Raw genomic sequence first — 23,814 nt, 5'->3', positions numbered from 1 at the left:
AATATATATGATATTTTGTTCCTTATATAGTGGAAGCAGCGGGAACAGCATATTTGTGTCATCAGAAAAATCAAAGATACTTATAGATGCAGGCTTACCAGGTAAGAGTATAGATGCTGCGCTAAAAGAGATAGATGAAAGTCCAACACAATTAGATGCTATATTTGTTACACATGAACATTTAGATCATGTAAAAGGTATAGGGGTTATGTCAAGAAAATACAATATACCAATATATGCAAATGAGGGCACATGGGAAGGTATGACCAAAACTGTAGGAAAGATAAAAGAATGTAATATAAAGATTATTGATAGTAATGTAACAAATATAAAAGATATGGATATTATAAACTATCCTATACCTCATGATGCTACAAATCCTATAGGCTATTCAATTTATTCCTTAGGAAAAAAGGTTAGTATCACTACTGATTTTGGGTATCTTACAGCAGATATAAAAAGAAATATAGAAGACTCAGACGTTATATTATTAGAAAGTAATCATGATGTAGAGATGTTAAAGTTTGGACCCTATCCATATAGCTTAAAGCGTAGAATTTTAAGCGATATAGGGCATTTATCTAACGATGATTGTGGAACTGCTATAGTAGACATGATGAATGATAAATATAAAAGAATAATATTAGGTCATTTAAGCAATACTAATAACTATCCAGAGTTAGCATATGAAACGGTCATAAGTGTTTTAAGAGAAAACAATATCGAACTTAAAAAGGATATAGCTGTACAAATGGCAAGTAGAAAAGGTCCAAGCAGCTATATTAAGATATGATGTGACAAATACTAGTCTTATTAATATTTAGAGGAAGGTATATATGGATAAAAGATTTAAAAGTGCTTTAAGCATAGGGCTTTGCTTTTTAGCTTTGACTACAGTAGCTTGTTCTAAGAAAGATAAAATAAGCATAAACAATAAAGAAAAGTTTAAAAACATTCAGCTACCAGCGGAAAAACAAGATAATATTGAGTTAGATATTTATTTTGATGCATCTAAAGATGCTTCAAAGATAGAAATAGCCAAAGAAGAGGTTTTGATTCCAAAAGAAGAAGTAATAGGACAGTTGATAATAGATTCTTTAGTAAAAGGACCTTCCATTAATGGTAAGTTAAAACCTGTATTACCTAAAGAAACTAGGCTTTTAAGTTTTTCAATTAAAGATAGTATAGCCTTTGTAAATCTTAGCAAAGAGGCATTAATTACTATGACATCTGCAAAGGAAGAATCAGTTTTAACAAGCATAGTGGCATCTCTTGAGCAAATTCCATCCGTATCTAAAGTAAAGATACTTATAGAAAGTAAGGATGTTGAAACATTAGGAGGAAATTTTGATATTTCAAAACCTTTTAAAAGAGATGAAATAGTTCTTCTTAAAAAGTAAGAAGTTAATATTAAAACCTATTATAAAGATTTAAAGCACAATTAAGATAAAAATGATATTTACTATGAATTTTAAATAATGTAAAATAGAAGTTACAAAATAATGTAAATCATAACTACATCCTATAATGTTAGTATGGTTTATAAAAAAGAAAAAAGGGAGATAATAAAATGAATTTATATAAAAGATGGACAGATATGGTTGTAGAGTATGTTAAACATCACGGAGAAGAGGCATTTTGGGATAAATATAGTGATATTGAAAGACGTATTTACATAAAAATATTAGCAAGTCACAAAGATACTTTAAGTACTACCATTTCTGATTTAGCAAAGGAATTTGAGACAACTCCAGAATTTGTAATGGGATTTGTAGACGGAATAAATGAAAGTTTATTAGAATCAATAGATTTAGAAACTATAAGCGAAGATAGTGAAGTTGAATTCAAAATAGATTTTGAAAAGTTATACTACAACATGTTAGATGCAAAAGCAGACTACCTTTATGAACTTTCACAATGGGAAGGTATATTCTCAAAAGAAAAGAGAACTGAAATACATAAAGCATGGAAGTCATCTAAAACAGTAGTTAATGAAAACAAAGTAGGAAGAAATGACCTATGTACCTGTGGAAGCGGAAAGAAATATAAAAAGTGCTGTGGTAAATAATAAAAGGCAGAAGTAGATAATATAATTAGTAAAAACAAAAGGCTTTCAAGTAAATTTTGAAAGTCTTTTTTTAGTTATATAAGAAAAGTTTCTAATAATAATAGTACTTGAAAATAAATATAAAATATTAAGGTAGGAAAAGATTTATGAATATAACTATAATATCTGTAGGAAAAGTAAAAGAAAAGTATTTAAGAGATGCCATAGAAGAGTATTCAAAAAGATTAAAAAGGTACTGTAAGCTTCAAATATTAGAAGTTTCCGACGAGAAGACCCCAGATAATGCATCTGAAAAAGAAGAAATTCAGATAAAGGTAAAAGAAGGAGAGGCTATATTAAAGCATATAAAAGATAATGCCTTTGTTATTGCCTTAGACCTAAAAGGTAAAACAGTATCCTCAGAAGAATTAGCAAGTTTTATATCAGACCTAGGCACAAAAGGTAAGAGTGATTTAGTATTTATAATTGGAGGGTCCCTTGGACTATCACAAAAGGTTCTAGAAAGAGCAGATTATAAGCTATGCTTCTCAAAAATGACCTTCCCCCACCAGTTATTCAGAGTAATGCTACTAGAACAGATATATAGAGGGTTTAGGATAATTAAAGGCGAACCGTACCATAAGTAAGCCTCCAAATTTCACATTTGGCTCGGCGAACTTACTCATTCGAATGAAGAGAGAAGGAGTTACCTTAAAAGCCTCCAAATTTCACATTTGGCTCGGCGAACTTACTCATTTAAGCGAAGAGAGAAGGAGTTACCTTATCCTCCAAATGAAATCGGTTTAGTGGCTTAATTTCACACGCACCCGATGTATCCTCCTTTTATCATTAATTACAAATAACAAAAAAAAAGCAATATGTTGACAAAGGGAATAAATTGGTATATACTTGTAGAGACAAGCTTGTTTAAAATAGTGAGTATTTACATTAGTTAAATACCTACTGTGTTTTGAAAAAATAAAATATCAATGATATGAAAAGGGGAGAATTTGATATGAAAAAAAAGATTTTAATAGGGTTAACAGCATTTTCACTATGTCTTATGACTGCAATTCCAGCAATGGCTCAAACGGTTTATTACAACGGTACTCCTGTAAGTTGGAATCATGGAAGAAAGTTGGGCGTTTACAGTTATTCAGATGTGCAGACAGGTGTATATGACCACTCAGCTACAGCTAATTCAGACTTTTCGGGATGGAAAAGCCCTGGTATTTTGGCACATGCACAGAAGTTCATTGGAACAGGGACTGTTGAAACTTATTGGAATTGCAGATAATGAAGAAAGTATCTTTTATTGGTAATGTTCGATATCTTGGAGTTATATTAATAGCAATGCAGGGCATTTTACTTGCCTTGCTTGCTATTTTTATGCTAAATAGCAGTTATCAAAATCAGTGGAATAAATATTTGGAAACAGATTATGCACTGGATGTGCATCTTCAAAATATCTCTGAGGATTATAAAGACAATATTGAAGAATTTCTACATAATGAGGCACTTGAAAAAAATCTCTTTATATCCAGAAAAGATTCAACGTTAAATGATGAAGGTGCGCGTTTAGCATATACTTTTGGCATATATGGTGATGTTGAAAACAATGATGTTTCACTTGAGTTTTATGGTAAAAGGATTATTGAGAAAGATATGCTTAATAAGCTCATTTTATCGGAAATGGATGAAAGTACTCTTGGTATAGATAAAGGTAGCGTTTACAGTATTGGTGAAATTCCTTCATTCAGATTTGGACAAAAAACGATTTTTAAAAAGTTGAACCGTTTAATAAAAGAAAGTGGTACTATCAACGGAGACTACGTTGTCCTTGGATTAAATGATAGTGATAAAAATGCTTTTATACAGGGATTGGCTTTAGCGTGTAATGTGCCCGCTGATAATCTACTCAAGGAGATGAAAGGTTCTAGTTCAGATGATAGTTTTGCAAAAATAATAATACTTGTATTTATTTTTGCTCAAGTAATTTTAAATGCTGTGTATTTTATGATTATAACTATACGCAATATAAGTAAAAGTGGTAAATTGGCACTTTTAGGATGGTCAAGAGCCGCATATTGTGCTGAAACCTTAGGAATATTTATTGGTTATGCAATGCTAAATATTCCAATCCAAATCGTGATAGGAATTCTGCTTTCTGGTTGGAGCAAAATGACAGGTTTATTTATTAGTTATTTCATATTATTTGCAGTCGTAAACGTTATAGTAGTAACATTAGAAATCGCAATTTCAGCTATAATTCAGCTATCAATTAGCCCGATGAATGCAATTAAGGGCAGAATACCCAAAAATATATTGTATATTTTTGGAATATTGGCGTATATCGGAGTAAGCGCGGGAATTGTGTTTTGTGGTGCTTATGTGGACGGTCCTATGAAGATCATATCAGAAAATGCAAGACTTTCGCAAAGTTGGAATAGTGTATCGGAGTTTCAGATTTTAAGAAGTATTTCGGTTGGGAATGATCAAAGTTCCATTACTGGAAATTCAAAAGGGCTTGATCAAAGTTTATATGATTGGTACAAAGGGATGTATGATGATAATGGAGTATATCTAATAAAAACAGAGTATTATGATAATAAACAGTTAGATGGATGGAAACAAAATAATGTATATGAAAATATTCCAGAAAGCCCATTTTGGTGTTTTTCATATTCGCCAAATTATATAAAATCTCTGAATTTGAATGTTGATAGTAGTATTATAAATGAGGCGAAATCTGGAACAAGAGTTTACATGATACCAGAATCATATTCAGAAAATGAAAAAGTTAAGTTGAAAAACTGGCTTACAGAATCATCAACAAAAAGACCACATGAAGGAGATATCAGTACTGTATTTAATAAAGAAAAGAATGTAAAATTTATAGAATATACTCCTAAAGATAACATGTTTACATGGAATACAGAGTCAACATATGAAAATACATGTACTAATCCTGTTATTTATATATGCACACCGGAAAATATGACCTATTTTGAATCAGAGAGTATTAGAGCAAACGGCTTTAATGGTTATATAAAATTTGTGAATAAAGCAGTAGCAGAAAAATATCTGGATAAGGATATACTTGAAAAATATAAATTAAATGATAATAATCTTGAATTTACAAACGTAGGAAATTATATTGATGGATTACAGAAAGGTTTAATGACTACAATTGCATGGTTTGGAGTGGTATTTTTAATATTAATGCTTATCCTTCTAGGAATATTAATTGCTCTTGCAACAGTTTTTAGAATTGCAAATCAAGAAAAAATTAATGTTAAGAAGTTTTTAGGATATGGATTTATTAATTTATATCGAATACCAATTATTATGCTTGTTTCTGTTATATGCATTGAGTTGATTATTATGCTTATTATAGGTTCTAAGTTTGGGTTTCTATTAATGCTTATCTTGGCAGTTACTCAAATACTTATTTTTTCAAGGTATATGACTAAATGTGAAATTGAAAATATACTTATGGCGTTTAAAGGAGAGTAGAATTATGGCAAAAGCAATAGAAGTATTAAATGTTACAAAGAAATTTGGGAAAAGATATATATTTCAGAATCTAAATTTGTCCGTTGAAGACGGGGAGTTTATTGCGATTGTTGGACCAAGTGGTTGTGGAAAATCAACTCTCCTAAATATGATAGGTCTTTTAGAATCAAACGATGCAGGGCAGATTAAGCTAAAAGGAAAAGAAATTCCTAAAATAGAAAGCAACGGAGCTACAATGCTAAGGCGCAATACAATTAATTACTTATTTCAATCATTTGCGTTAATCACTGATATGACAATCTATCAGAACCTTTTTCTGGCAATGAATTTCTCTAACATGACTACAAAGGAAAAGGATACAAGAATAGAGGAAATATTAAAAAAGGTTCATTTAGAAGAATTTAAAGATGAAAAGGTTAACACACTCTCAGGTGGTGAACAGCAAAGAGTGGCACTGGCAAGAACGATACTCAAGCCAGGTGATATCATTCTTGCAGATGAGCCAACTGGATCTTTAGATTCTGCGGCTGCTGAAATAGCATTTAATCTAATTAAGGATTTAAGCAAACAGTATGGAAAGACTGTAATGATGGTTACGCATAGTAAAGAATTAGCAAATGAAGCGAATAGAATAATTAATATTTTAGAGTGTTGATGTTTTATTCGATCCAGTTTATTTTCTTTGCTTGTTTGTGAATTAGATTATTGTATAGAAGTGTATATGATACAAAAAGATTATAAATAATTATTATGCAAACGTATGTTAGAGGGTAATATTTTCTAGAAGGATCGAGAGGTGAGGGACGAAACTCTGAATTAATGAGAGTCTCTTTTTCAAGTCTTAAAAGCAGAGGATAAATGGCAGATGAGATGTAAATGTATACAAAGGATAATATAAAGATATTTACGCAAAAAAGAGATTAGGGGAAGTTTAACTTTCCCTAATCCTTTTATATGAAATTATATATTAAACGTTATTAACTTATATTTCTAAAGATAATAAGTCATATTTTAAAGATATAATTATATTTAATACAAATGCAAAAGGATTTAAGTTCATCTCATTTAGAGTATTAAACTTAAATCCTTTTAATTTATCTTACCATTCATTTGGATAAGCTATAAGGCTCACTATAACGTTTCTTCGTCCAAAGGTAGTGCATTCTGATTTTGAATTCATATATAGGTCTATTTTAAGATTCTTTATTGCAGAACCAGTATCTGCTGCAATGGCATATCCATAACCCTCTATATAGAGCTTTGACCCTAAAGGAATAACAGATGGATCTACCGCAACCGTACTAAGCCCAGAAGCATTCCTTATTGGTTTTAATCCTGAAGCTGTTAAAAGACCATCAAAATAAGCAGTTGCTTCCATGGTGTAGGACTTTTTAGCAGGACTAGATCCACGATCTGTGTTTCCAATGCTGGTAGTAGTGGCTTTATTAGTATTAGCGTGCTTGTTCTTAGTTTCCTGTATGTACTTTAAAATTCCTCTACCGTCATTTATGGCATCTTGTGCCTTGTTTTTGACAGATGATGTGTTTAGTTGTGGAAACAGTGACTTTAACGTAGATATTGCATCTTTAATTGCACTTTCAGAAGAAGCAGAAGATTTAATTATAGAAACTGAGTGTGATATTAAAGAGTTTTCATTTTCTTCTATAATAGAAGAAACCTTTTTCTTTTCTGCACTTAGTTTATCTAAAGTAATCTGTTGAGCTTCCTTTTTAGTTTTTATTTCATTAAGGGAATCTTGTGTAGAAGTCTGTAAGGTTTTAAGCTCGTCCTTTTTATCCTTTAAATTATTTATATCTAAATCAAGAGCCTTCTTTTCATTCTCAATGTCATTTATTAGCTTTTTATCTATAGATATTATTTTAACTACGGCTTGGGTATTTGATATTGCATCAGAAAAGTTTTCTGATGACAATATTACAAGCAATGGATTAGAAGATAAATTGCTTTTATACATAACTCTGAGTCTTTTGCCTAGGATATCTTGCTTTTTTTCTATAACCTTTTTACTTTCTATAATCTTTATTTCTGTACTTTTAATCTTATCTTCAGTTTTATTAATTTCAGATTTGTTTTCTAAAAGCTTAATATTTAACTGACTTATTTCTGAATTTAGACTAGATATTTCACCATTTAAATCAATAATTTGATTGTCTAATTGTTTGATTTGAATAGTGCCTTTTTCAATACTTTCTTCCGGAGTTGCGTTTGCAACATGTGTTACAATAACACTATTACAGACAATTAATATGGAAGTAAGAAATATTAACACCTTTTTATTCAAAGTCTTGTCCTCCTTGTATGTTGTGTATTATTTTAATTAAGAGCTTTTTAGTTAATTAATTAAACTGATCAAAACTTATTATATAAGTATACATGAAGATTTAGTTATATTCCAATAAAATATTTACAAGCACCAGGTTATTCCAATATGTAAACCACTAGAATATCAATTTAACTATAGTGTGGTTCTTTGATTTATAGCAAGTTTCTTTGTATAATAGTATAATTAAATAAGATACTAAATTAGAGGTGTAAATATGAATTCAAATATTCGGTCAGTTTGGGCTGAGATAAACTTAGATGTAATTGGATATAATATGAGGCAAGTTAAAAGCCTATTAAAAGATAAAGAAATAATAGCAGTAGTAAAAGCGGATGCTTATGGACATGGTGCTGCCTATGTTGCGCCTACATTGTTAGAAAATGGAGCGACACATTTAGCGGTAGCAAGTATAAGAGAAGCTATGGAACTTCGATATGAAGGAATTAAAGCGCCTATAATAATTTTAGGATATATGCCAATAGCCTCTGCAACAAAGGTAATAGAAAATAATATAGATCAGACAGTATATGGATTAGATTATGCAAAGGAACTATCGAAAATGGCCATAAGTATGGGAAAGAAAGCTAAGATACACATAGCTATCGATACGGGTATGGGTAGGTTTGGATTCTTGCCTAATGAAGATAGCTTTAAAGAAGTTTTGGAGATACATTCTTTAAAGGGAATTATAGTAGAGGGTATATTTACCCACTTTTCAACTTCAGATGAGGAAGATAAAGAGTATACTTATAATCAATTTAGAAAGTTACAAGAGTTTTGTGATAAACTTTCAAGTAAGGGTATAAATATACCTTTAAGACATGCGGCTAATAGTGGAGCTATAATAGATTTACCAAAGACTTATTTAGATGCTGTGAGAACAGGTATATTATTATATGGATATTATCCATCTTCATATGTAAATAAAGAAAAGATATCTTTAAAGCCAGCCCTTACATTAAAGACTCAGGTTGCTTATGTTAAAGAGATGGAGGAAGATATGTATATAAGCTATGGAATGACCTTTAAAACTGAAAGGAAGAGTATAATAGCAACTTTGCCCATAGGTTATTCAGATGGTTATTCAAGGCTTTTAAGTGGTAAGGCTAAGGTTATAATAAATGGAAGGTTAGCACCAGTAGTAGGCAGGATATGCATGAATCAATGTATGGTAGATGTAACTGATGTAGGTAATGTAAACATTGGAGATGAAGTAATATTAATTGGTGAGCAGGGAAATTTAAATATAGATGCAAATTATATAGCAGAAATTATGGGAACAATTAATTATGAGGTGATTTGCATGATTAAAGAAAGCATACCTAGGATATTTATTAAAAATGGAGAAATTATAAATGTCAGAGACTAGATAGTAGGAGGTGATTTTTTGATTTTTTCATCCTTTGAGATTAGTTCTGAACAAAAGATAAATGTGCAGATAGAAAATCATATAAAAGAAGGTATAGAAAAAGGGATCTTACAAAAAGGCGATAAGCTACCTTCAACTAGAGAAATAAGTAAGGTACTAAATGTAAGTAGAAATTGTGTGATTATAGCCTATGAAAACTTAGAGAATCTAGGAATTATAAAGAGTTTAAGGGGTAAGGGTACCTTTGTATCAACTGAAGCTAATACTATAGATGGAGACCTTACCATTAGCTGGAGCCATATGGTTAATGATTATGGTAATAGTTGTAGAGATTTAGATATAATAAAGACAGAGTTACCTTGGAAAAGGGGTATGATTTCATTTAAGAGCATCGCTCCTGATGAAAGTTTGTTTGACATAGAAGAATTTAAAAGATCTTTCTTAAATATATTTTCTACAGAGGGTGATAAGTTATTAAATTACGGCTATGCTAAGGGGTACAAACCATTAATAGAGTATATCAAAAAGTATATGGAAGATAAGGGCATAAATGTAGATCAAAAAGATGTACTAATAACTAATGGATTTACAGAGGGGTTTGATATATTATTAAGTACATTAACTAAAAGAGGAGATATTATAGCCTGCGAGGAACCAACTCATAATACGGCTATAAAGATAATGAAGTCACATGGACTAAATATAGCATCTGTTCCTATGAATTTTGATGGGATAGACATAGATTTATTAGAAAAGACACTTAAAGAGAAATCTCCAAAAGTATTATATCTAATACCTTCTTACCATAATCCAACGGGTATTGTAATGAGGGGTGAGAAAAGACAAAAGGTATATAAGCTTTGTGAAAGATATAAAGTACCTATATTAGAAGATGGGTTTAATGAGGAACTTTTATATTCTAGTTCACATGTGGCTCCAATAGCATCTTTATGTGTAAAGGGGAATGGAGTAATATATGTAGGTAGCTTTTCTAAGGTCTTATTTCCGGGACTTAGGATAGGATGGATTTTGGCAGATAAGAATCTTATAGATACTTTAGAAAGCGTTAAGAGAGCAAGAACTATTCATTCCTCTTTTTTAGATCAAGCAATACTTTATAATTATATGGAGAGTGGTGCTTTTACAAGATATATGAAAAAGATAAGAAAGCACTATAGAGATAAGTATAATTTCACACTACAGCAGGTGAAAATGTATATACCCTATGAGTATATATGGGGTGAAGGTGGACTTCATATTTTTATAAAGCTAGAAGGAGTAAGTGGAAGAGAGGTCTTGAAGAGTTGTTATAATAAAGGCGTTGTGTTTATGCCGGGAGATATATTCTATAATGAGGATAATGGATCAGATACAATAAGGATAGGATTTTCGAGAGTAACTAAAGAAGATATAGAAAAGGGTATAAAGATAATAGGTGATGTAGTCAAAGAATTAAGTTATAAGATATAAGGATAATACATCACCCCCTTTGAAGACCATGAAAAATATAATCTTTGAATATTAAACTCTTTTTATTATTTTAGGTATCAGATTTTCTTGTAATTATCCAAATAAAAAATACACACATAGGACCAGCTAAAAATATGTTTAAAACTAAACCAGAAAGTATACACGCAAATAACCCGCAAATGCCAAGAGTCATTTGCTTTTTTATTGTTCCAAGTATAATTGGACCTAAACCACAAATGGCACCTATTATAAGGGCGTTTATAGTAGTAATCATATAAGACCTCCTTGTATAGTTAAATTATTAAGAGCTAAAATGAAGCATATTTATTTGCCAAAGAAATTCACTTTTAAAGAATTTTATGTGATAATATAAAAATGTGTATTATTAAACTTATTCAATGTGTTCAATATAAATAACAAAAAGAAAAATTATTATAATTAAGTGAGGCGTAGAAAATGAAGATAGGATTTGATCATAAAAAGTATCTTGAAGAGCAATCTAAATATATATTAGAAAGAGTTAATGATTATGATAAGCTTTATTTAGAATTTGGTGGAAAACTTTTATTTGATCTTCATGCAAAAAGGGTTTTGCCAGGATTTGATGAAAATGCTAAGATTAAATTATTACATAAGCTAAAAGAAAAGGTAGAGATAATTATATGTGTATATGCAGGAGATATAGAAAGAAATAAGATAAGAGGGGATTTTGGAATTACCTATGACATGGATGTCTTAAGGCTTATTGATGACTTAAGAGGTTATGATCTAGAAGTAAATAGCGTTGTAATAACAAGATATGATGATCAACCTTCAACTACTGTATTTATAAATAAGCTAGAGCGTAGAGGTATTAAGGTTTATAAACATAGGGCAACTAAGGGATACCCAACTGATGTTGAAACAATTGTAAGTGAAGAAGGCTATGGCAAAAATCCATACATAGAAACTACAAGACCTATAGTTGTAGTTACAGCCCCAGGACCTGGTAGTGGTAAGCTTGCAACTTGTTTAAGTCAGCTTTATCATGAGAATAAAAGGGGAAAGGTTGCTGGATACTCTAAATTTGAGACCTTTCCTGTTTGGAACGTTCCATTAAAGCATCCTTTAAATATAGCCTATGAAGCAGCAACAGCAGATCTTAAGGATGTAAACATGATAGATTCCTTTCATTTCGATGCATATAATAAAGTTTCCATAAACTACAATAGAGACATTGAAACATTTCCTGTACTTAAAAGAATAATTGAGAAGATAACAGGAGAAGAATCAGTGTATAAATCTCCAACAGATATGGGTGTTAATAGAGTAGGATTTGGAATTATTGATGATGAGGTAGTAAGAGAAGCGTCTAAACAAGAAATAATAAGAAGGTACTTTAAAACTGGTTGTGAGTATAAAAAGGGATATGTAGATAAGGAAACTTTTCAAAGAGTAAAGCTTATAATGGAAGAACTTAATTTAAAAGATAGTGATAGAAATGTAGTTATGCCTGCAAGAGAGTATTCTGCTAAGTTAAAACAAAAGGCTGAAGAAAATGAAATTTGCCCGGTGGTAACTATTGAGCTTTATGATGGAACTATATTAACAGGGAGGAGCTCAGATATAATGGATGCAACGGCGGCAGTTGTATTAAACGCAGTTAAATACCTTGCTAATATATCTGATAGTATTCATCTTATTTCCCCTGTTATACTAGAGCCTATTATAAATTTAAAGATGAAAACCTTAGATACTAAAAACACAGCTTTAAGCTGTGAAGAGGTACTAATAGCCCTTAGCATATGTGCTGCTACTAATCCTACAGCTCAAGCAGCTATGGAAAAGCTAACTATGATAAGGGGATGTCAAGCTCACTCTACTACAATTCTAAGAAAAAGTGACGAGCAAACATTTATAAAACTTGGAATTGATATAACCTGTGAAGCAGAATATCCAACAGAAAACCTATATTATAATAACTAATATAGACTTTAAATGTTTGTTAATAAGTTAAGAGAAAGGAAACATAATATGACAAAAAGGATATTTAAGGCTAGTGCTATATTAAATCCAGTGCCAGTAGTTTTAATAACTACTCAAAACAAAGAAGGTAAGACAAATGTCTTTACAGTGGGATGGGTAGGTACAGCCTGTACTAGGCCTCCTATGGTTACTGTAGCTATTAGACCTGAAAGATTATCTTATGATTATATAAAAGAAACTGAAGAGTTTGTAATTAACCTACCTAATGTTTCAATGACAAGGATAGTTGATTACTGTGGAGTTATGTCAGGACGTAAGGTAGATAAGATTGATAAGCTTAATCTTAATACAGAAGAGTCTCAAAAGGTCTTAGCACCATCTCTATCAGATTGTCCTGTTAATATAGAGTGCAAGGTTAAGAGTGTTACAGCCTTAGGAAGTCATGATTTGTTTTTAGCAGAGGTAGTATCTATTTCGGTAGATGAAGAGGTAATAGATGATACGGATAAGATTTGCCTTGAAAGAGCTAACCTTATAGCATATTCTCATGGTGAGTATTTTGCACTTGATAATAGGCCTTTAGGAAGCTTTGGATATTCTATACAAAGAAAGAAAAAGAAAAAGAAGCCAATAAGTAAAGAGTAATTTTTTCAAATAAATTAAAACACTACCTTAACGTAGACTAATCAAAGTTAAGGTGGTGTTTTAAGATTTGTATAATATTTTAATATAGGTATAAATTTAACAGTCTAAAGCTAGACTTGTCTATTTTATCTTAAATAGAGTGCTTAATTTCTATATTAAATTGCTATATTGACATTATCTTTATTAGCATTTTCCATTTTAGCTGCAGTAAAATTTACGAGGTCTACTGTTCTACATGAATATCCCCATTCGTTGTCGTACCATGAAACAACCTTCACAAGGTTGCCGTCCATTACCATGGTGGAAAGCCCATCTATTATTGAAGACCTATCATCTTGCCTATAATCAATAGATACTAAAGGCTCCTCTGAATATCCAAGTATACCTTTCATAGAACCCATGGAAGCTTTCTTTAATGCATTATTTACATCTTCAACTGTTACATCTTTTGAAAGCTCACAGACAAGGTCTGTTATTGACACGGTAACAGTAGGAACTCTTAATGAGAATCCATTTAACTTCCCCTTAAGATTTGGGAGTACCTTTCCTACAGCTTTTGCAGCACCTGTTGTTGTTGGAATTATAGATTCACCAGCAGATCTTGCTCTTCTTAAATCCTTATGAGTCTTATCTAGTAACTGTTGGTCATTTGTATAAGAATGAATAGTTGTCATTAGGCCTTTAACAATACCAAAGCTGTCATCTAAAACCTTTGCAAAGGGTGCAAGGCAGTTTGTAGTACAAGAAGCATTTGATATTATAGTATGAGTTTTAATGTTTAAATCTTCCTCGTTAACACCCATAACTATAGTTATATCTTCATCTTTTCCTGGTGCTGTTAATATTACTTTTTTAGCTCCAGCCTTTATATGCTTTAAAAGGTCCTTTTTCTTTTTGAATATTCCAGTAGATTCTATTACAATATCTACACCTAAGGCTTCCCAAGGTAAATTTTCTGGATCACTTTCCCTACATATCTTTATGTGTTTATCGTTTACAATTAACGTATCGTCTGTACTTTCAATAGTTCCATTAAATTTACCATAGCAAGAATCATATTTAAAAAGATGAGCTAAGGTTTCACTATCAGCTCTTGCATTAATAGCAACTATTTCAATATCCTCGCTTAATCTATCCTCTGCAATTCTAAGCACAGATCTCCCTATTCTACCAAAACCATTAATAGCGACTCTTATAGACATATTACTTCCCCCTATATGATTATTAATGTATAACAACTAACTTACTAGTGTATATAGTATATCATATATGCTACAAAACAATTATATGTGTTATACTATTTATAACAATAAACATCATACTTGTCAAGAGTATAAAATAAAAATGCGGTGCCTATACTTAAATTAATAAGTATAGGCACCGCATTTATTACCTAGATTAAGTTAAGATGGTGAATAACATTGGTCATTCTAGCAACCTTGTGATGGTATTCATCTAAATTAAGAACAAAATATTAAAACTTTACTTTTTACAAAGGTACATTTTTCATAGAATATGTTTTATAATAAAAGAAAACATATACAATAGGAGGGATGCTAAATGAAACAAAAGGTTACAAGCTTTAAATCAGAATATAGAATTATGGGATTAAGTCTTTCTGTATTTCTATTACTATCCTTGGTTGTGCTTATTGCTACTTACTTAGAAGTATTGCCTAAAGGTATGGTGGGGGCGTTCCCATTAATGATAATAGTAGGAGCATTGCTTGGAGAAATAGGTAATCATTTACCTATTATTAAAGATTATTTTGGAGGAGGCCCGATTGTAATAATTTTTGGATCAGCGGCTTTGGTGATGTATGGGGTGTTTCCTAAATATGCTACTGATATTATGACAAACTTTATGACAGGAGAAGGTTTTCTTGATTTTTATATAGCAGCATTAATAACAGGAAGTATACTAGGCATGAATAGAGAATTGTTAATTAAGGCTGCAGTAAGATATCTACCAGCAATTTTAGGTGGTGTAGTGGTGGCTATCAGTTTTGTAGGTATTTTAGGAGCGATTATAGGATATGGAGCAAAAGAAGCCATACTTTATATAGGGATCCCAATAATGGGAGGGGGTATGGGAGCTGGCGCAGTTCCTTTAGCAAAGATATTTGGATCAACACTTCAAAAGGATCCAAAGGAGATGCTATCAATTATGGTTCCAGCTGTAGCGCTTGGGAACTCATTAGCAATAGTTGTTGGTGGTCTTCTTGATAAACTTGGAAAGGTCAAACCTTCACTTACTGGAAATGGTAAGCTTATGAGTATAAATGAAGACGTTATTGTGGAAAAGCAAGAGGATAATCCTATAGATTATAAGCTTATGGCCATAGGACTTTTAATATCTGGTATATTCTTTCTATGGGGAAATATAATAGGGAGGTTCTTCCCAGCTATTCATCCTTATGCTTGGATGATTATATCTGTAGCTGCAGTAAAAGCACTTGGTATTATGCCTAGAAAATATGAAGTTGCATGCTTTCAATGGTTTCAATTTGTAATGGGAAATCTTACAGGTGTACTTTTGGTAGGGATAGGTGTTGCATATACTAACTTAGCTCAAGTGATAGATGCAATGACACTTCAATATTTACTTCTTGTAGGAGCAACAGTTATAGGAGCCGCTCTAGGATCTGGAGTTGTTGGAAAGCTTGTGGGGTTCTACCCAATAGAAGCTTCAATAACTGCTGGACTTTGCATGGCTAACATGGGAGGAACAGGAGATGTAGCAGTACTATCTGCTTCCAAAAGAATGGAACTTATGCCTTTTGCTCAGATATCTTCAAGACTTGGAGGAGCATTTATAATGATACTGGCTAGTGTTATATTAAAACTTATTCTTTAGAAATTATAACATATTTGATATATGAGATAACTATAGGATTAATAATTTAGTTGATTTAAGAGACTATCTCAAAGTATTATTTTGACATAGTCTCTTTTTAATATTTTTAAATTGAAAGTAATACATTAATATCAATTACTTTTTAAAACTTATTATTACTATCTAGGTGGAACTTAAGATTAATGGTACAATATATTTAATAGTTATAAAGCGTTAATATAGCGTAGTATTAAGAAAAGAGAGGTAATTTAAATGAAGAGAATAATTTCATGGAACGTTAATGGTATAAGGGCTTGTGTTAAGAAAGGTTTTTTAGATTACTTTAATGCAATGGATGCGGATATATTTTGTATACAAGAAAGTAAGCTTCAAGAAGGACAAATAGATTTAAATCTTGAAGGATATCATCAGTATTGGAATTACGCTGAAAAGAAGGGCTATTCAGGAACTGCCATCTTCACCAAAGAAGAGCCTATTTCAGTACTTTATGGTCTAGGTATAGAAGAGCATGATACAGAAGGAAGAGTTATAACATTAGAATATGATGATTTTTATATGGTAACAGTATATACTCCAAATTCAAAGCCAGAACTTGCAAGGCTTACTTATAGAATGCAATGGGAGGATGACTTTAGAGAATATATAAAGAAGCTTGATGAAAAGAAGCCTGTTATAATTTGTGGTGATTTAAATGTTGCACATAATGAAATAGATTTAAAGAACCCTAAAAATAATAGCAAGAATCCAGGTTTTAGTGATGAAGAAAGAGGTAAATTCACAAGTTTTATTGGAAGTGGATTTATAGATACATATAGATACTTTTATCCAAATAAAGAAGGCGCATATTCTTGGTGGTCTTATAGATTTAAAGCTAGAGAAAATAATGCAGGATGGAGAATTGATTACTTTTGTGTATCCAAAAGGCTTCAAGAAAGATTAGTAGGAGCAGATATACACAGCGAAGTTTTAGGATCGGATCACTGTCCTGTAGAGCTTAAGATACAATTATAATAAGGTTTAAGAAGTGATATATAAAGTCGAATGAATTTTATAAGGTCAGGAGGTGCTTTAATGAGTAAGTATAGCTGTGATAGTTGCATGAGTAAATTATGTGCTAAAAAGGTACCCATATTTTCATTTTTATCTGATGATGAGTTAAGAAAGATAATAACCATGACAGGTCATCTTCAGTTCAAAAAAGGAGAGGCACTTTGTTATGAAGGCGAGAGTTCGGATACCTTATTTATAATAAACGAAGGAAAGGTGAAACTTTCAAAGATAACTAAAGATGGGAAGGAACAAATAGTTCATATACTTTCTAGTGGTGACTTTTTTGGTGAGTTAAACTTATTTAATGATGAGGAAAGGTATAACTTCTCAGGATATGCCATTTCTAATGTAAAGATTTGTACTATTTCAAAAAAAGATATGGACTATATTTTAATAAGGAATCCTGAGATTTCTCTAAAGATATTAAAAGAAGTTGCAAAGAAGCTAACAAGTGCAGAGAACTTAGCTCAAAACTTGGCTACAAATGACGCAGAAATAAGAATTGCTCATATGATACTAGAGTTTAGCGAAAGATATGGTAAAGCCACTAAAGATGGTATAAAAATAGAACTTCCTATAAATAGAGAAGAGATGGCAAATTACTGTGGAATAACGAGAGAAACTATAAGTAGAAAGCTTAGCGTATTTGAGGAACTAAATATAATAGATTTTATCGGGAATAAGATCTTAATAATAAAAGATGAGAAGTCGCTTAGAAAATATGTAGAATAAAATAAGATAGATTAAAAGGCAGTACACGCAAATTGTATTTAAATACAATTTATGTGGACTGCCTTTTAAGTTATTTATTATAAGTTTTTAAAACTGTGATTTGAATCATATTTTAAAAGTAGGAACAGATATAGAATTAAGACATAGTAAGAGACAAGATAAATAAATAAACAGATAAATAAGAATTTTGATAAATAAATATAAATAACTAATACACTAGGAGGTATTTAATATGGAAAACTTCAAAATGATTAATGAAAAGACTTATTGGGTAGGAAAAGTGGATGATAGAGATGTACCTTTTCATAGATTAACTCTAACAAAGGGAACAACATATAATAGTTATTTATTAATGACAGAAAAGCCAACAATAATTGATACTGTAGATATGGCCTTTGCAAGAGAGTATACTGAAAATTTGAAGAGCATAATAAACTTAGAAGATATTAAATATATTATAATAAATCATACTGAACCAGATCACTCAGGGGCACTTGGAAGCCTTGCTTCAAAGGCTAAAAATGCAGTTGTTGTATGCACTAAATTCGCAGTAGAAGAGTTAAAAGAAATGTATAAGCTTCATACTAGAGAATTTTTAGTAGTAGGTGATGGAGATAGTTTAGATATAGGTGGAAAGACACTTAAATTTATAGAAACACCTTATCTTCATACAGAAGAAACAATGATAACTTATTGCGAAGAAGATAAGACTTTATTCCCTTGTGATATATTCAGTACTCATGTAGCTAATTATGAATATTTTAATGATGAAGCAAAGGAAGATATTACACCGGATTTCATTGGATACTATACGTTAATAATGCACCCACATAGAAGATATGTTCAAGATATGATAAAAAAGATCAAAGATTTAGATATAAAAATTATAGCACCGTCACATGGGTTTATTCTAAGAGAAGATGTTAAAAAGTTTATAAACATATATGACGATATGAGTAAAAATACACAATCTAATAAAAAGGCGTTGTTCGTATACTCTGGAATGACTAGCAATACTAAAAAGATTGCTTTAATTATGAAAGAAAGTCTTGAAAAAGACAATATAGTAACTGAAATTATGGATATAAATAAGGTATCTAAAGAAGAGGCTTTAAAGTCCATTGAAGGAACAGATATGTTACTAGTTGGTACATCAACAAAATATGGAGATGCAATAGGAAGTTTAGAGGATACAATAAAAGAACTTAAAGATATAAACTTACAAGGGAAAATTGCAGGGGTATTTGGATCATATGGATGGAGTGGAGAAGGAATTGAAGTTGTTCAAGATCATTTAAATGAAACTAATATGAATGTTTTAAGCACTTCAAATATAATAAAATCAACAGGTATGACAGATATAGAATTCCCAATAAGGGTAAGATTCTCGCCAAAGACTGAAGATATAAACAAAATTGAAAAGGCATCAAAATTTGTAGCGGACTTGTTATTAAATTCAATCTAATAAATTAAAGTTAAATAACATAAGTGAAGATATAACTTTCATACTTTGATATCAGTTATTGTGAAAAGTTATAGTTAAATTATAGAAGGAGGTAATTATAAATATGATTATAAATGCAAATCAAAAACTTGGAGAGGTCGTTTCGATATTCCCAAGATCAAGCGAAATATTTAATGAACTAAAAGTAGATTATTGCTGTGGAGGACATGATTCATTAGGAGAAGCCTTAGAGGAAAAGGGATTAAATACGGAAGCAATAGTACAAAAACTTAATGAAGAATATGAAAAATTTATAGAATCTAATTCAGAGTACAGGGATTGGAGAAAAGAAAAGCCTACTGCGTTAATAGAAAATATAATAGATACTCACCATAATTTCACTAAAAGAGAACTTAGAGAAATAGATGGATTGTTATTTAAAATTTTAAAAGTTCATTTTAACCACCATGGAGAAGAACTTATGAAGGTTCATAGACTTTTCGGAACACTAAAAATAGAACTTGAAGAGCATTTAATAAAAGAAGAAGAAAATCTCTTCCCTTTAATTGAGGCCTATGAAGAAACAAAGGATGAAAAGTATAAAAAGGCAATTCATAAGTTTATAAAAGACACAGAAGATGAGCATGATGCAGCGGGAGACATATTAAAGGAACTTGAAAAAGTAACAAGAGATTTTACTGCACCAAAAGGAGCATGTACTACATTTAAACTCACATATGACAAGCTTCACTTATTAGAAAAAGACTTATTCATTCACATTTATAAAGAAAATAGTGTTTTATTTAATATGATTTAGTTAGTAGAAGATTATAATAGCTTTATTTTGAGATTTATAGTATCAAAAACTATATTCAAAGAGTAGTCTTCATATTTTGTAATGTCATATATTGTTTCAGTATTAATTTATCAAATAGGACTATTATTAGGATCTGCATAAACAGAGTTCTTTGCTTCAGAGGGCATTTTTACTCCCACTTTGATAGAAAAGCAGATATCCCAATCTATGATTTGGTGATAGTCGCTTTCACAGAGTGCGATGGGAGTATTAGAGCGGGTAGTCATCGGATAAAATATCACAAAAAAACAGTAGAAAGGTTAGAGGCTTTCTACTGTTTTTTATTGGTTCAATTTCATTAGAAAAATAGAAAGTTTTGTAACTACTTTTTAAAAAGTTAACTTAATGCAATCTAGTATAATCTTGAATAAATATAATTAGGACGATAGTAATCGCAGTAAAAATAAATATTTTATCTATATATTTTTTATTTTTTAATTTACGCCTAAAGCAAATATAAATATATGCTTGAATCACACTTAGTATTGGTATGATAGATTCATATAAAGTTATATTTAAAATTAAAAATACAATACTTTCTAAAAAGAATAAAATATTTAAACTCTTAGATTTATTCAAAATAAGCCCTCCTAAAAATACTATATCTTACCGATGATTTTTTAAAATTCATTTGATGTCCCCATTAAATATATCATTCTAAATTTATATATTAGAGCTAATATTCATAAATTTACTACATTATGAATGTATCATATGTCATTTGGTAAACAAACTTAATTTTACCATATATCAATAAAAGCTAAGTATTTGTTAGCACATGAATAATTTACCTATTGAAAGGAATGAGTTGTAGATCTTTTATTTTAAAGCACTATTTTTCAAAGAGTATGCCTATTATTGTAATACAGAAAATAAGCACCAATATAATCCATCCTATTTCTCCAAATAAACCTCCGAAAATAATCCATATAATATTCCCAATGTAGATATAAAAGTCTACATTTATATACTTAATTACATTAATATATTACTAGAAATAGGTAATAGTTCCTATAACTATTAGAGAATCATATCAAGTAGAAAGGTTAGATGCTTTCTACTATTTTTTATTCTAACCTAATTTTAAGTGGATTTATATAGAAATAATTAATTTGAATTTTTACGTAAAAAATAAGATGTATAATATTTATATAAAGCTCCATGATTCGACAAATTATGCACAAGGTATATGTTACTATCAATATTATATTATTTAATAAAGATATTATATGGAGGAATGTTTTGAAAGACATAATGAAGAGGTTTAAAAAGAGATATGTATATTATTTTTGTTTTTTTATAATTTTTAGCATTATTTCCTTTCCGATGTTATTGTTACATACACCACTTTTTAAGAGAGCTAGAAAGGTTTATGTTGGGTCGGCTGTTATGAGTACAAGCCACCAGTGGTTAGCAACAAAGTTTATATCTAATAATAAGATTAATAATATTGTAATGGAGAAAATTTATGAAGATAAAGAACTTAAAAGTAATGAGGATACTGTAAAGATATCTAAAACTCAAGATGGAACCATTGATTTTTTAAAGATTAATAATGCTAGATATAATGGCTATGTAATGTTAGTACATAATCCAAAGCGAGTTAAGGTTGGATATTCAGATGAGGGTGGAAAAAAAGGTGAGGAAATTTCAGCTATTATAAAAAACAATAATGCTATTGCTGGAATTAATGGTGGAGGTTTCATGACAAACTTTGATGAGGAATATACCAATACTCCCTTAGGAATCATTATGTCAGAAGGGAAATTAATATATCCAAAAGCCGAAAGTGAAATTAATTTAAATGATGAAATGGAGATTTGTGCTATAAACAAAGATGGAATTCTTATAGTTGGAGATTATTCATACGAAGAATTAGTCAATTTAAATGTACAAGAAGCAGTAAGTTTTGGCCCTACATTAATAAAAGATGGTAGGGCTGTAGACATAAGATATAATTCCATTGGGGGTGGAGGCATGAGTCAAAGAAGTGTAATCGGACAAAGAGCTGATGGTTCAATTATTTTAATTATAATTGAGGGAAATCTTCATCCTAGAGCAGGAGCAACTATAGCTGAACTTCAGCAATTAATGTTAGATTTAGGAGCTATTAATGCTATAAATCTTGATGGTGGAAATTCTGTTATTATGTATAAGGATGGAAAAGTAGTTAATGAACCAAAGGGATCTCAGTCTTCAAGAAATTTATCCTCTGGAATAATTGTGAAATAGTGAGGTTTAATGTATGAAAAAATTTAAAGTACTTAGTATTATTGCTCTTATATCAATAATACTTCAATGTATGTTATTAGTATTTTTAGATAGGTATTACTTGGTAGATAACTATAACTTTGAAGTAACTTATTTAGAAAATGTGTTCAGCAATAACATCACAAGAGAACTTCCTAAGGATGTAGATGAAAAGGTAATTTCTTGTGATGGTAAATATCTAGCATATTATGAGAATTTAAGTATTAAAATAACAAATATATTAAGTGGAGAAGAAAGTTATATAGTACCTGAAGAGGATAAAAAGATAGATTACTTTAATTGGTCAGAGGACGGTAAAGAGATTATAATAGCTGAAAAGGGTAATGAGGTTAATTCGGATAATGCTATTATATCTTCATATGATATAGAAAATAATAAAAGAGATTATATTTACAAGATTACAAATATAGATTCCGATTACTCAATAGATTTAATAAAAAAGACATCTAATAAAAATATAACTTACATAGGATATAGTAATGGGAGTGAAAAAGTCATAATAAAGGTCAAAGGCAATGCTGATTCAAAGAAATTGGATTTAGCAATAAAGGATGTAAGTTCTTTTTATATTTTACCTAATGAGGAATACATCCTTTATACTGATATTAAAAAACATGATATTTATTCAAGTGTAGAGAATAAAAAGCTTTATTTACGAGATAGTTGTACAAGTAAGTTTATGAATGTTGATTATGAGGGCAATCTTTATTTTTTAGAAGGTGAAGATAGTAAATCAAATAAATTAAATCTATATAAGATGGATGAAAGCAATAATTTAATTAAAGGTAACACACTAGATGTTAGAGCTGATAATGAGGATATTCTTATAAATAGCAAAGGAAGTATTTTTGCTGATAATAAATATTTGGGTGTTATAACAAGCTTAAAAGATAATAAAGAATATAAATATCAAGGGAATATATTAAATGTTTATGATAATGGGTTTTATACAATTTATGATAATAGGTTAATTCAATATAAATTAGATTTTTAAATCAAATAGTTATATGAATTAACTCCTTTATGAAAATGTTATAATAAAATTAGTATAAGAATATATTAATTGGCTTCTTTCATTTTTTTATATGTATTATAGGCATTTATTAAACATATAATGGATAAAAGGAGATTTCCTCCTCCTCTGACATTAAATGGACTTAATTCTATGCCAAATCCAACTAAGAAAATCAATCCTACTAATAACCATAAATTTTTTTTAATTCTTAAATTCATATCAATCACCATCCCT

Annotated in this window: 24 protein-coding genes and 1 pseudogene; 18 read left to right on the top strand and 7 right to left on the bottom strand. The window is 30.2% G+C overall.

The window, feature by feature from the left end; all coding sequences use genetic code 11:
* The first annotated feature begins 7 nt into the window (after window positions 1-7).
* The 7 genes from DY168_RS13945 (at window position 8) to DY168_RS13915 (ending at window position 6,218) form a co-directional block, all read left to right on the top strand.
* On the top strand, window positions 8-793 hold the full coding sequence (locus DY168_RS13945) for an MBL fold metallo-hydrolase (RefSeq protein WP_115642279.1): 786 nt from the start codon (window positions 8-10) through the stop codon (window positions 791-793).
* Between the two features lie 43 nt (window positions 794-836).
* On the top strand, window positions 837-1,400 hold the full coding sequence (locus tag DY168_RS13940) for a GerMN domain-containing protein (protein ID WP_115642278.1): 564 nt from the start codon (window positions 837-839) through the stop codon (window positions 1,398-1,400).
* A 170-nt stretch (window positions 1,401-1,570) separates the two neighbouring features.
* Entirely contained in the window at window positions 1,571-2,068 is a 498-nt protein-coding gene (locus DY168_RS13935; protein WP_115642277.1) for an SEC-C metal-binding domain-containing protein, read from the top strand.
* A 146-nt stretch (window positions 2,069-2,214) separates the two neighbouring features.
* Window positions 2,215-2,694 (top strand): 23S rRNA (pseudouridine(1915)-N(3))-methyltransferase RlmH, encoded by a 480-nt coding sequence (gene rlmH, locus DY168_RS13930; RefSeq protein ID WP_115642276.1) that lies wholly within the window; start codon window positions 2,215-2,217, stop codon window positions 2,692-2,694.
* 347 nt (window positions 2,695-3,041) lie between these two features.
* A complete protein-coding gene (locus DY168_RS13925; protein WP_147291429.1) occupies window positions 3,042-3,344 on the top strand; it encodes a hypothetical protein in 303 nt (100 codons plus the stop codon).
* Window positions 3,344-5,563, top strand: coding sequence for a hypothetical protein (locus tag DY168_RS13920; RefSeq protein ID WP_115642274.1), 2,220 nt, complete (start codon window positions 3,344-3,346; stop codon window positions 5,561-5,563). The genes DY168_RS13925 and DY168_RS13920 overlap by 1 nt, the downstream gene beginning before the upstream one ends.
* Before the next feature lie 4 nt (window positions 5,564-5,567).
* On the top strand, window positions 5,568-6,218 hold the full coding sequence (locus DY168_RS13915) for an ABC transporter ATP-binding protein (protein ID WP_115642273.1): 651 nt from the start codon (window positions 5,568-5,570) through the stop codon (window positions 6,216-6,218).
* A gap of 106 nt (window positions 6,219-6,324) precedes the next feature.
* Here DY168_RS13915 and DY168_RS15140 read toward each other — a convergent pair.
* Together DY168_RS15140 and DY168_RS13905 are read right to left on the bottom strand one after the other, a co-directional pair.
* Window positions 6,325-6,423, bottom strand: a pseudogene (locus DY168_RS15140) (helix-turn-helix transcriptional regulator); the annotation flags it as partial.
* Between the two features lie 239 nt (window positions 6,424-6,662).
* On the bottom strand, window positions 6,663-7,865 hold the full coding sequence (locus DY168_RS13905; protein WP_115642272.1) for a 3D domain-containing protein: 1,203 nt from the start codon (window positions 7,863-7,865) through the stop codon (window positions 6,663-6,665).
* A 256-nt stretch (window positions 7,866-8,121) separates the two neighbouring features.
* Between DY168_RS13905 and alr the strand changes: the two genes are divergently transcribed.
* Together alr and pdxR are read left to right on the top strand one after the other, a co-directional pair.
* Window positions 8,122-9,276 (top strand): alanine racemase, encoded by a 1,155-nt coding sequence (alr, locus tag DY168_RS13900; RefSeq protein ID WP_115642271.1) that lies wholly within the window; start codon window positions 8,122-8,124, stop codon window positions 9,274-9,276.
* Between the two features lie 18 nt (window positions 9,277-9,294).
* Window positions 9,295-10,746, top strand: coding sequence for a MocR-like pyridoxine biosynthesis transcription factor PdxR (pdxR, locus tag DY168_RS13895; protein ID WP_115642270.1), 1,452 nt, complete (start codon window positions 9,295-9,297; stop codon window positions 10,744-10,746).
* 70 nt (window positions 10,747-10,816) lie between these two features.
* On the opposite strand, the gene DY168_RS13890 is transcribed toward pdxR, so the two are convergent.
* The gene (locus DY168_RS13890) at window positions 10,817-11,020 is read right to left on the bottom strand and encodes a hypothetical protein (protein WP_115642269.1); all 204 of its coding nucleotides are present in this window, start codon (window positions 11,018-11,020) and stop codon (window positions 10,817-10,819) included.
* A 182-nt stretch (window positions 11,021-11,202) separates the two neighbouring features.
* On the opposite strand from DY168_RS13890, the gene DY168_RS13885 reads away from it, so the two are divergent.
* Both DY168_RS13885 and DY168_RS13880 read left to right on the top strand, forming a co-directional pair.
* Entirely contained in the window at window positions 11,203-12,711 is a 1,509-nt protein-coding gene (locus DY168_RS13885) for a DUF1846 domain-containing protein (protein ID WP_115642268.1), read from the top strand.
* A gap of 48 nt (window positions 12,712-12,759) precedes the next feature.
* Window positions 12,760-13,356: a flavin reductase family protein gene (locus DY168_RS13880; RefSeq protein WP_115642267.1), complete on the top strand. Its 597-nt coding sequence runs from the start codon at window positions 12,760-12,762 to the stop codon at window positions 13,354-13,356.
* 155 nt (window positions 13,357-13,511) lie between these two features.
* Here DY168_RS13880 and gap read toward each other — a convergent pair whose 3' ends face one another.
* A complete protein-coding gene (gene gap, locus DY168_RS13875) occupies window positions 13,512-14,558 on the bottom strand; it encodes a type I glyceraldehyde-3-phosphate dehydrogenase (RefSeq protein ID WP_115642266.1) in 1,047 nt (348 codons plus the stop codon).
* 358 nt (window positions 14,559-14,916) lie between these two features.
* On the opposite strand from gap, the gene DY168_RS13870 reads away from it, so the two are divergent.
* The 5 genes from DY168_RS13870 to ric all read left to right on the top strand — a co-directional run bounded on the left by DY168_RS13870 (window position 14,917) and on the right by ric (window position 20,255).
* On the top strand, window positions 14,917-16,212 hold the full coding sequence (locus tag DY168_RS13870) for a 2-hydroxycarboxylate transporter family protein (RefSeq protein WP_115642265.1): 1,296 nt from the start codon (window positions 14,917-14,919) through the stop codon (window positions 16,210-16,212).
* 252 nt (window positions 16,213-16,464) lie between these two features.
* Complete coding sequence (locus tag DY168_RS13865) at window positions 16,465-17,223, top strand: exodeoxyribonuclease III (RefSeq protein ID WP_115642264.1); 759 nt, start codon at window positions 16,465-16,467, stop codon at window positions 17,221-17,223.
* A 60-nt stretch (window positions 17,224-17,283) separates the two neighbouring features.
* Window positions 17,284-17,994: a Crp/Fnr family transcriptional regulator gene (locus DY168_RS13860; protein ID WP_115642263.1), complete on the top strand. Its 711-nt coding sequence runs from the start codon at window positions 17,284-17,286 to the stop codon at window positions 17,992-17,994.
* A 232-nt stretch (window positions 17,995-18,226) separates the two neighbouring features.
* A complete protein-coding gene (locus DY168_RS13855) occupies window positions 18,227-19,459 on the top strand; it encodes an FprA family A-type flavoprotein (RefSeq protein ID WP_115642262.1) in 1,233 nt (410 codons plus the stop codon).
* Window positions 19,460-19,562: 103 nt separating this feature from the next.
* Window positions 19,563-20,255 carry an iron-sulfur cluster repair di-iron protein gene (gene ric / locus DY168_RS13850; RefSeq protein ID WP_423237238.1) on the top strand — a complete coding sequence of 231 codons (693 nt, stop codon included), beginning with the start codon at window positions 19,563-19,565 and terminating at the stop codon, window positions 20,253-20,255.
* Between the two features lie 381 nt (window positions 20,256-20,636).
* On the opposite strand, the gene DY168_RS13845 is transcribed toward ric, so the two are convergent.
* Together DY168_RS13845 and DY168_RS15135 are read right to left on the bottom strand one after the other, a co-directional pair.
* A complete protein-coding gene (locus DY168_RS13845) occupies window positions 20,637-20,873 on the bottom strand; it encodes a hypothetical protein (protein WP_115642260.1) in 237 nt (78 codons plus the stop codon).
* Between the two features lie 253 nt (window positions 20,874-21,126).
* Window positions 21,127-21,225, bottom strand: coding sequence for a hypothetical protein (locus DY168_RS15135; RefSeq protein ID WP_278286379.1), 99 nt, complete (start codon window positions 21,223-21,225; stop codon window positions 21,127-21,129).
* Between the two features lie 311 nt (window positions 21,226-21,536).
* Here DY168_RS15135 and DY168_RS13835 point away from each other — a divergent pair, with 311 nt between their 5' ends.
* Together DY168_RS13835 and DY168_RS13830 are read left to right on the top strand one after the other, a co-directional pair.
* Entirely contained in the window at window positions 21,537-22,526 is a 990-nt protein-coding gene (locus DY168_RS13835; RefSeq protein WP_172556367.1) for a phosphodiester glycosidase family protein, read from the top strand.
* A 13-nt stretch (window positions 22,527-22,539) separates the two neighbouring features.
* Window positions 22,540-23,559, top strand: a complete 1,020-nt coding sequence (locus tag DY168_RS13830; RefSeq protein ID WP_115642258.1) for a hypothetical protein — start codon at window positions 22,540-22,542, stop codon at window positions 23,557-23,559.
* 65 nt (window positions 23,560-23,624) lie between these two features.
* Here the strand turns inward: DY168_RS13830 and DY168_RS14755 are convergent, their stop codons facing one another.
* A complete protein-coding gene (locus tag DY168_RS14755) occupies window positions 23,625-23,798 on the bottom strand; it encodes a hypothetical protein (RefSeq protein ID WP_172556366.1) in 174 nt (57 codons plus the stop codon).
* Window positions 23,799-23,814: the final 16 nt, after the last annotated feature.

It is taken from the genome of Clostridium putrefaciens (genome assembly GCF_900461105.1).
GTDB lineage: Bacteria > Bacillota > Clostridia > Clostridiales > Clostridiaceae > Clostridium_L > Clostridium_L putrefaciens.
The sequence above is the reverse complement of the archived record's forward strand: the minus strand, read 5'-3'. Positions and strand labels throughout refer to the sequence as shown.

Excerpts from the sequence above, each read along its gene's own strand:
- gap (WP_115642266.1), bottom strand. The coding sequence starts at position 14,558 with ATGTCTATAAGAGTCGCTATTAATGGTTTTGGTAGAATAGGGAGATCT.
- DY168_RS14755 (WP_172556366.1), bottom strand. The coding sequence starts at position 23,798 with ATGAATTTAAGAATTAAAAAAAATTTATGGTTATTAGTAGGATTGATT.
- DY168_RS13865 (WP_115642264.1), top strand. The coding sequence starts at position 16,465 with ATGAAGAGAATAATTTCATGGAACGTTAATGGTATAAGGGCTTGTGTT.
- rlmH (WP_115642276.1), top strand. The coding sequence starts at position 2,215 with ATGAATATAACTATAATATCTGTAGGAAAAGTAAAAGAAAAGTATTTA.
- DY168_RS13920 (WP_115642274.1), top strand. The coding sequence starts at position 3,344 with ATGAAGAAAGTATCTTTTATTGGTAATGTTCGATATCTTGGAGTTATA.
- ric (WP_423237238.1), top strand. The coding sequence starts at position 19,563 with ATGATTATAAATGCAAATCAAAAACTTGGAGAGGTCGTTTCGATATTC.
- DY168_RS13935 (WP_115642277.1), top strand. The coding sequence starts at position 1,571 with ATGAATTTATATAAAAGATGGACAGATATGGTTGTAGAGTATGTTAAA.
- DY168_RS13830 (WP_115642258.1), top strand. The coding sequence starts at position 22,540 with ATGAAAAAATTTAAAGTACTTAGTATTATTGCTCTTATATCAATAATA.
- DY168_RS13915 (WP_115642273.1), top strand. The coding sequence starts at position 5,568 with ATGGCAAAAGCAATAGAAGTATTAAATGTTACAAAGAAATTTGGGAAA.
- DY168_RS13940 (WP_115642278.1), top strand. The coding sequence starts at position 837 with ATGGATAAAAGATTTAAAAGTGCTTTAAGCATAGGGCTTTGCTTTTTA.
- DY168_RS13925 (WP_147291429.1), top strand. The coding sequence starts at position 3,042 with ATGAAAAGGGGAGAATTTGATATGAAAAAAAAGATTTTAATAGGGTTA.
- DY168_RS13890 (WP_115642269.1), bottom strand. The coding sequence starts at position 11,020 with ATGATTACTACTATAAACGCCCTTATAATAGGTGCCATTTGTGGTTTA.
- DY168_RS13880 (WP_115642267.1), top strand. The coding sequence starts at position 12,760 with ATGACAAAAAGGATATTTAAGGCTAGTGCTATATTAAATCCAGTGCCA.
- alr (WP_115642271.1), top strand. The coding sequence starts at position 8,122 with ATGAATTCAAATATTCGGTCAGTTTGGGCTGAGATAAACTTAGATGTA.
- DY168_RS13870 (WP_115642265.1), top strand. The coding sequence starts at position 14,917 with ATGAAACAAAAGGTTACAAGCTTTAAATCAGAATATAGAATTATGGGA.
- DY168_RS13885 (WP_115642268.1), top strand. The coding sequence starts at position 11,203 with ATGAAGATAGGATTTGATCATAAAAAGTATCTTGAAGAGCAATCTAAA.
- DY168_RS13860 (WP_115642263.1), top strand. The coding sequence starts at position 17,284 with ATGAGTAAGTATAGCTGTGATAGTTGCATGAGTAAATTATGTGCTAAA.
- DY168_RS13855 (WP_115642262.1), top strand. The coding sequence starts at position 18,227 with ATGGAAAACTTCAAAATGATTAATGAAAAGACTTATTGGGTAGGAAAA.
- DY168_RS13945 (WP_115642279.1), top strand. The coding sequence starts at position 8 with ATGATATTTTGTTCCTTATATAGTGGAAGCAGCGGGAACAGCATATTT.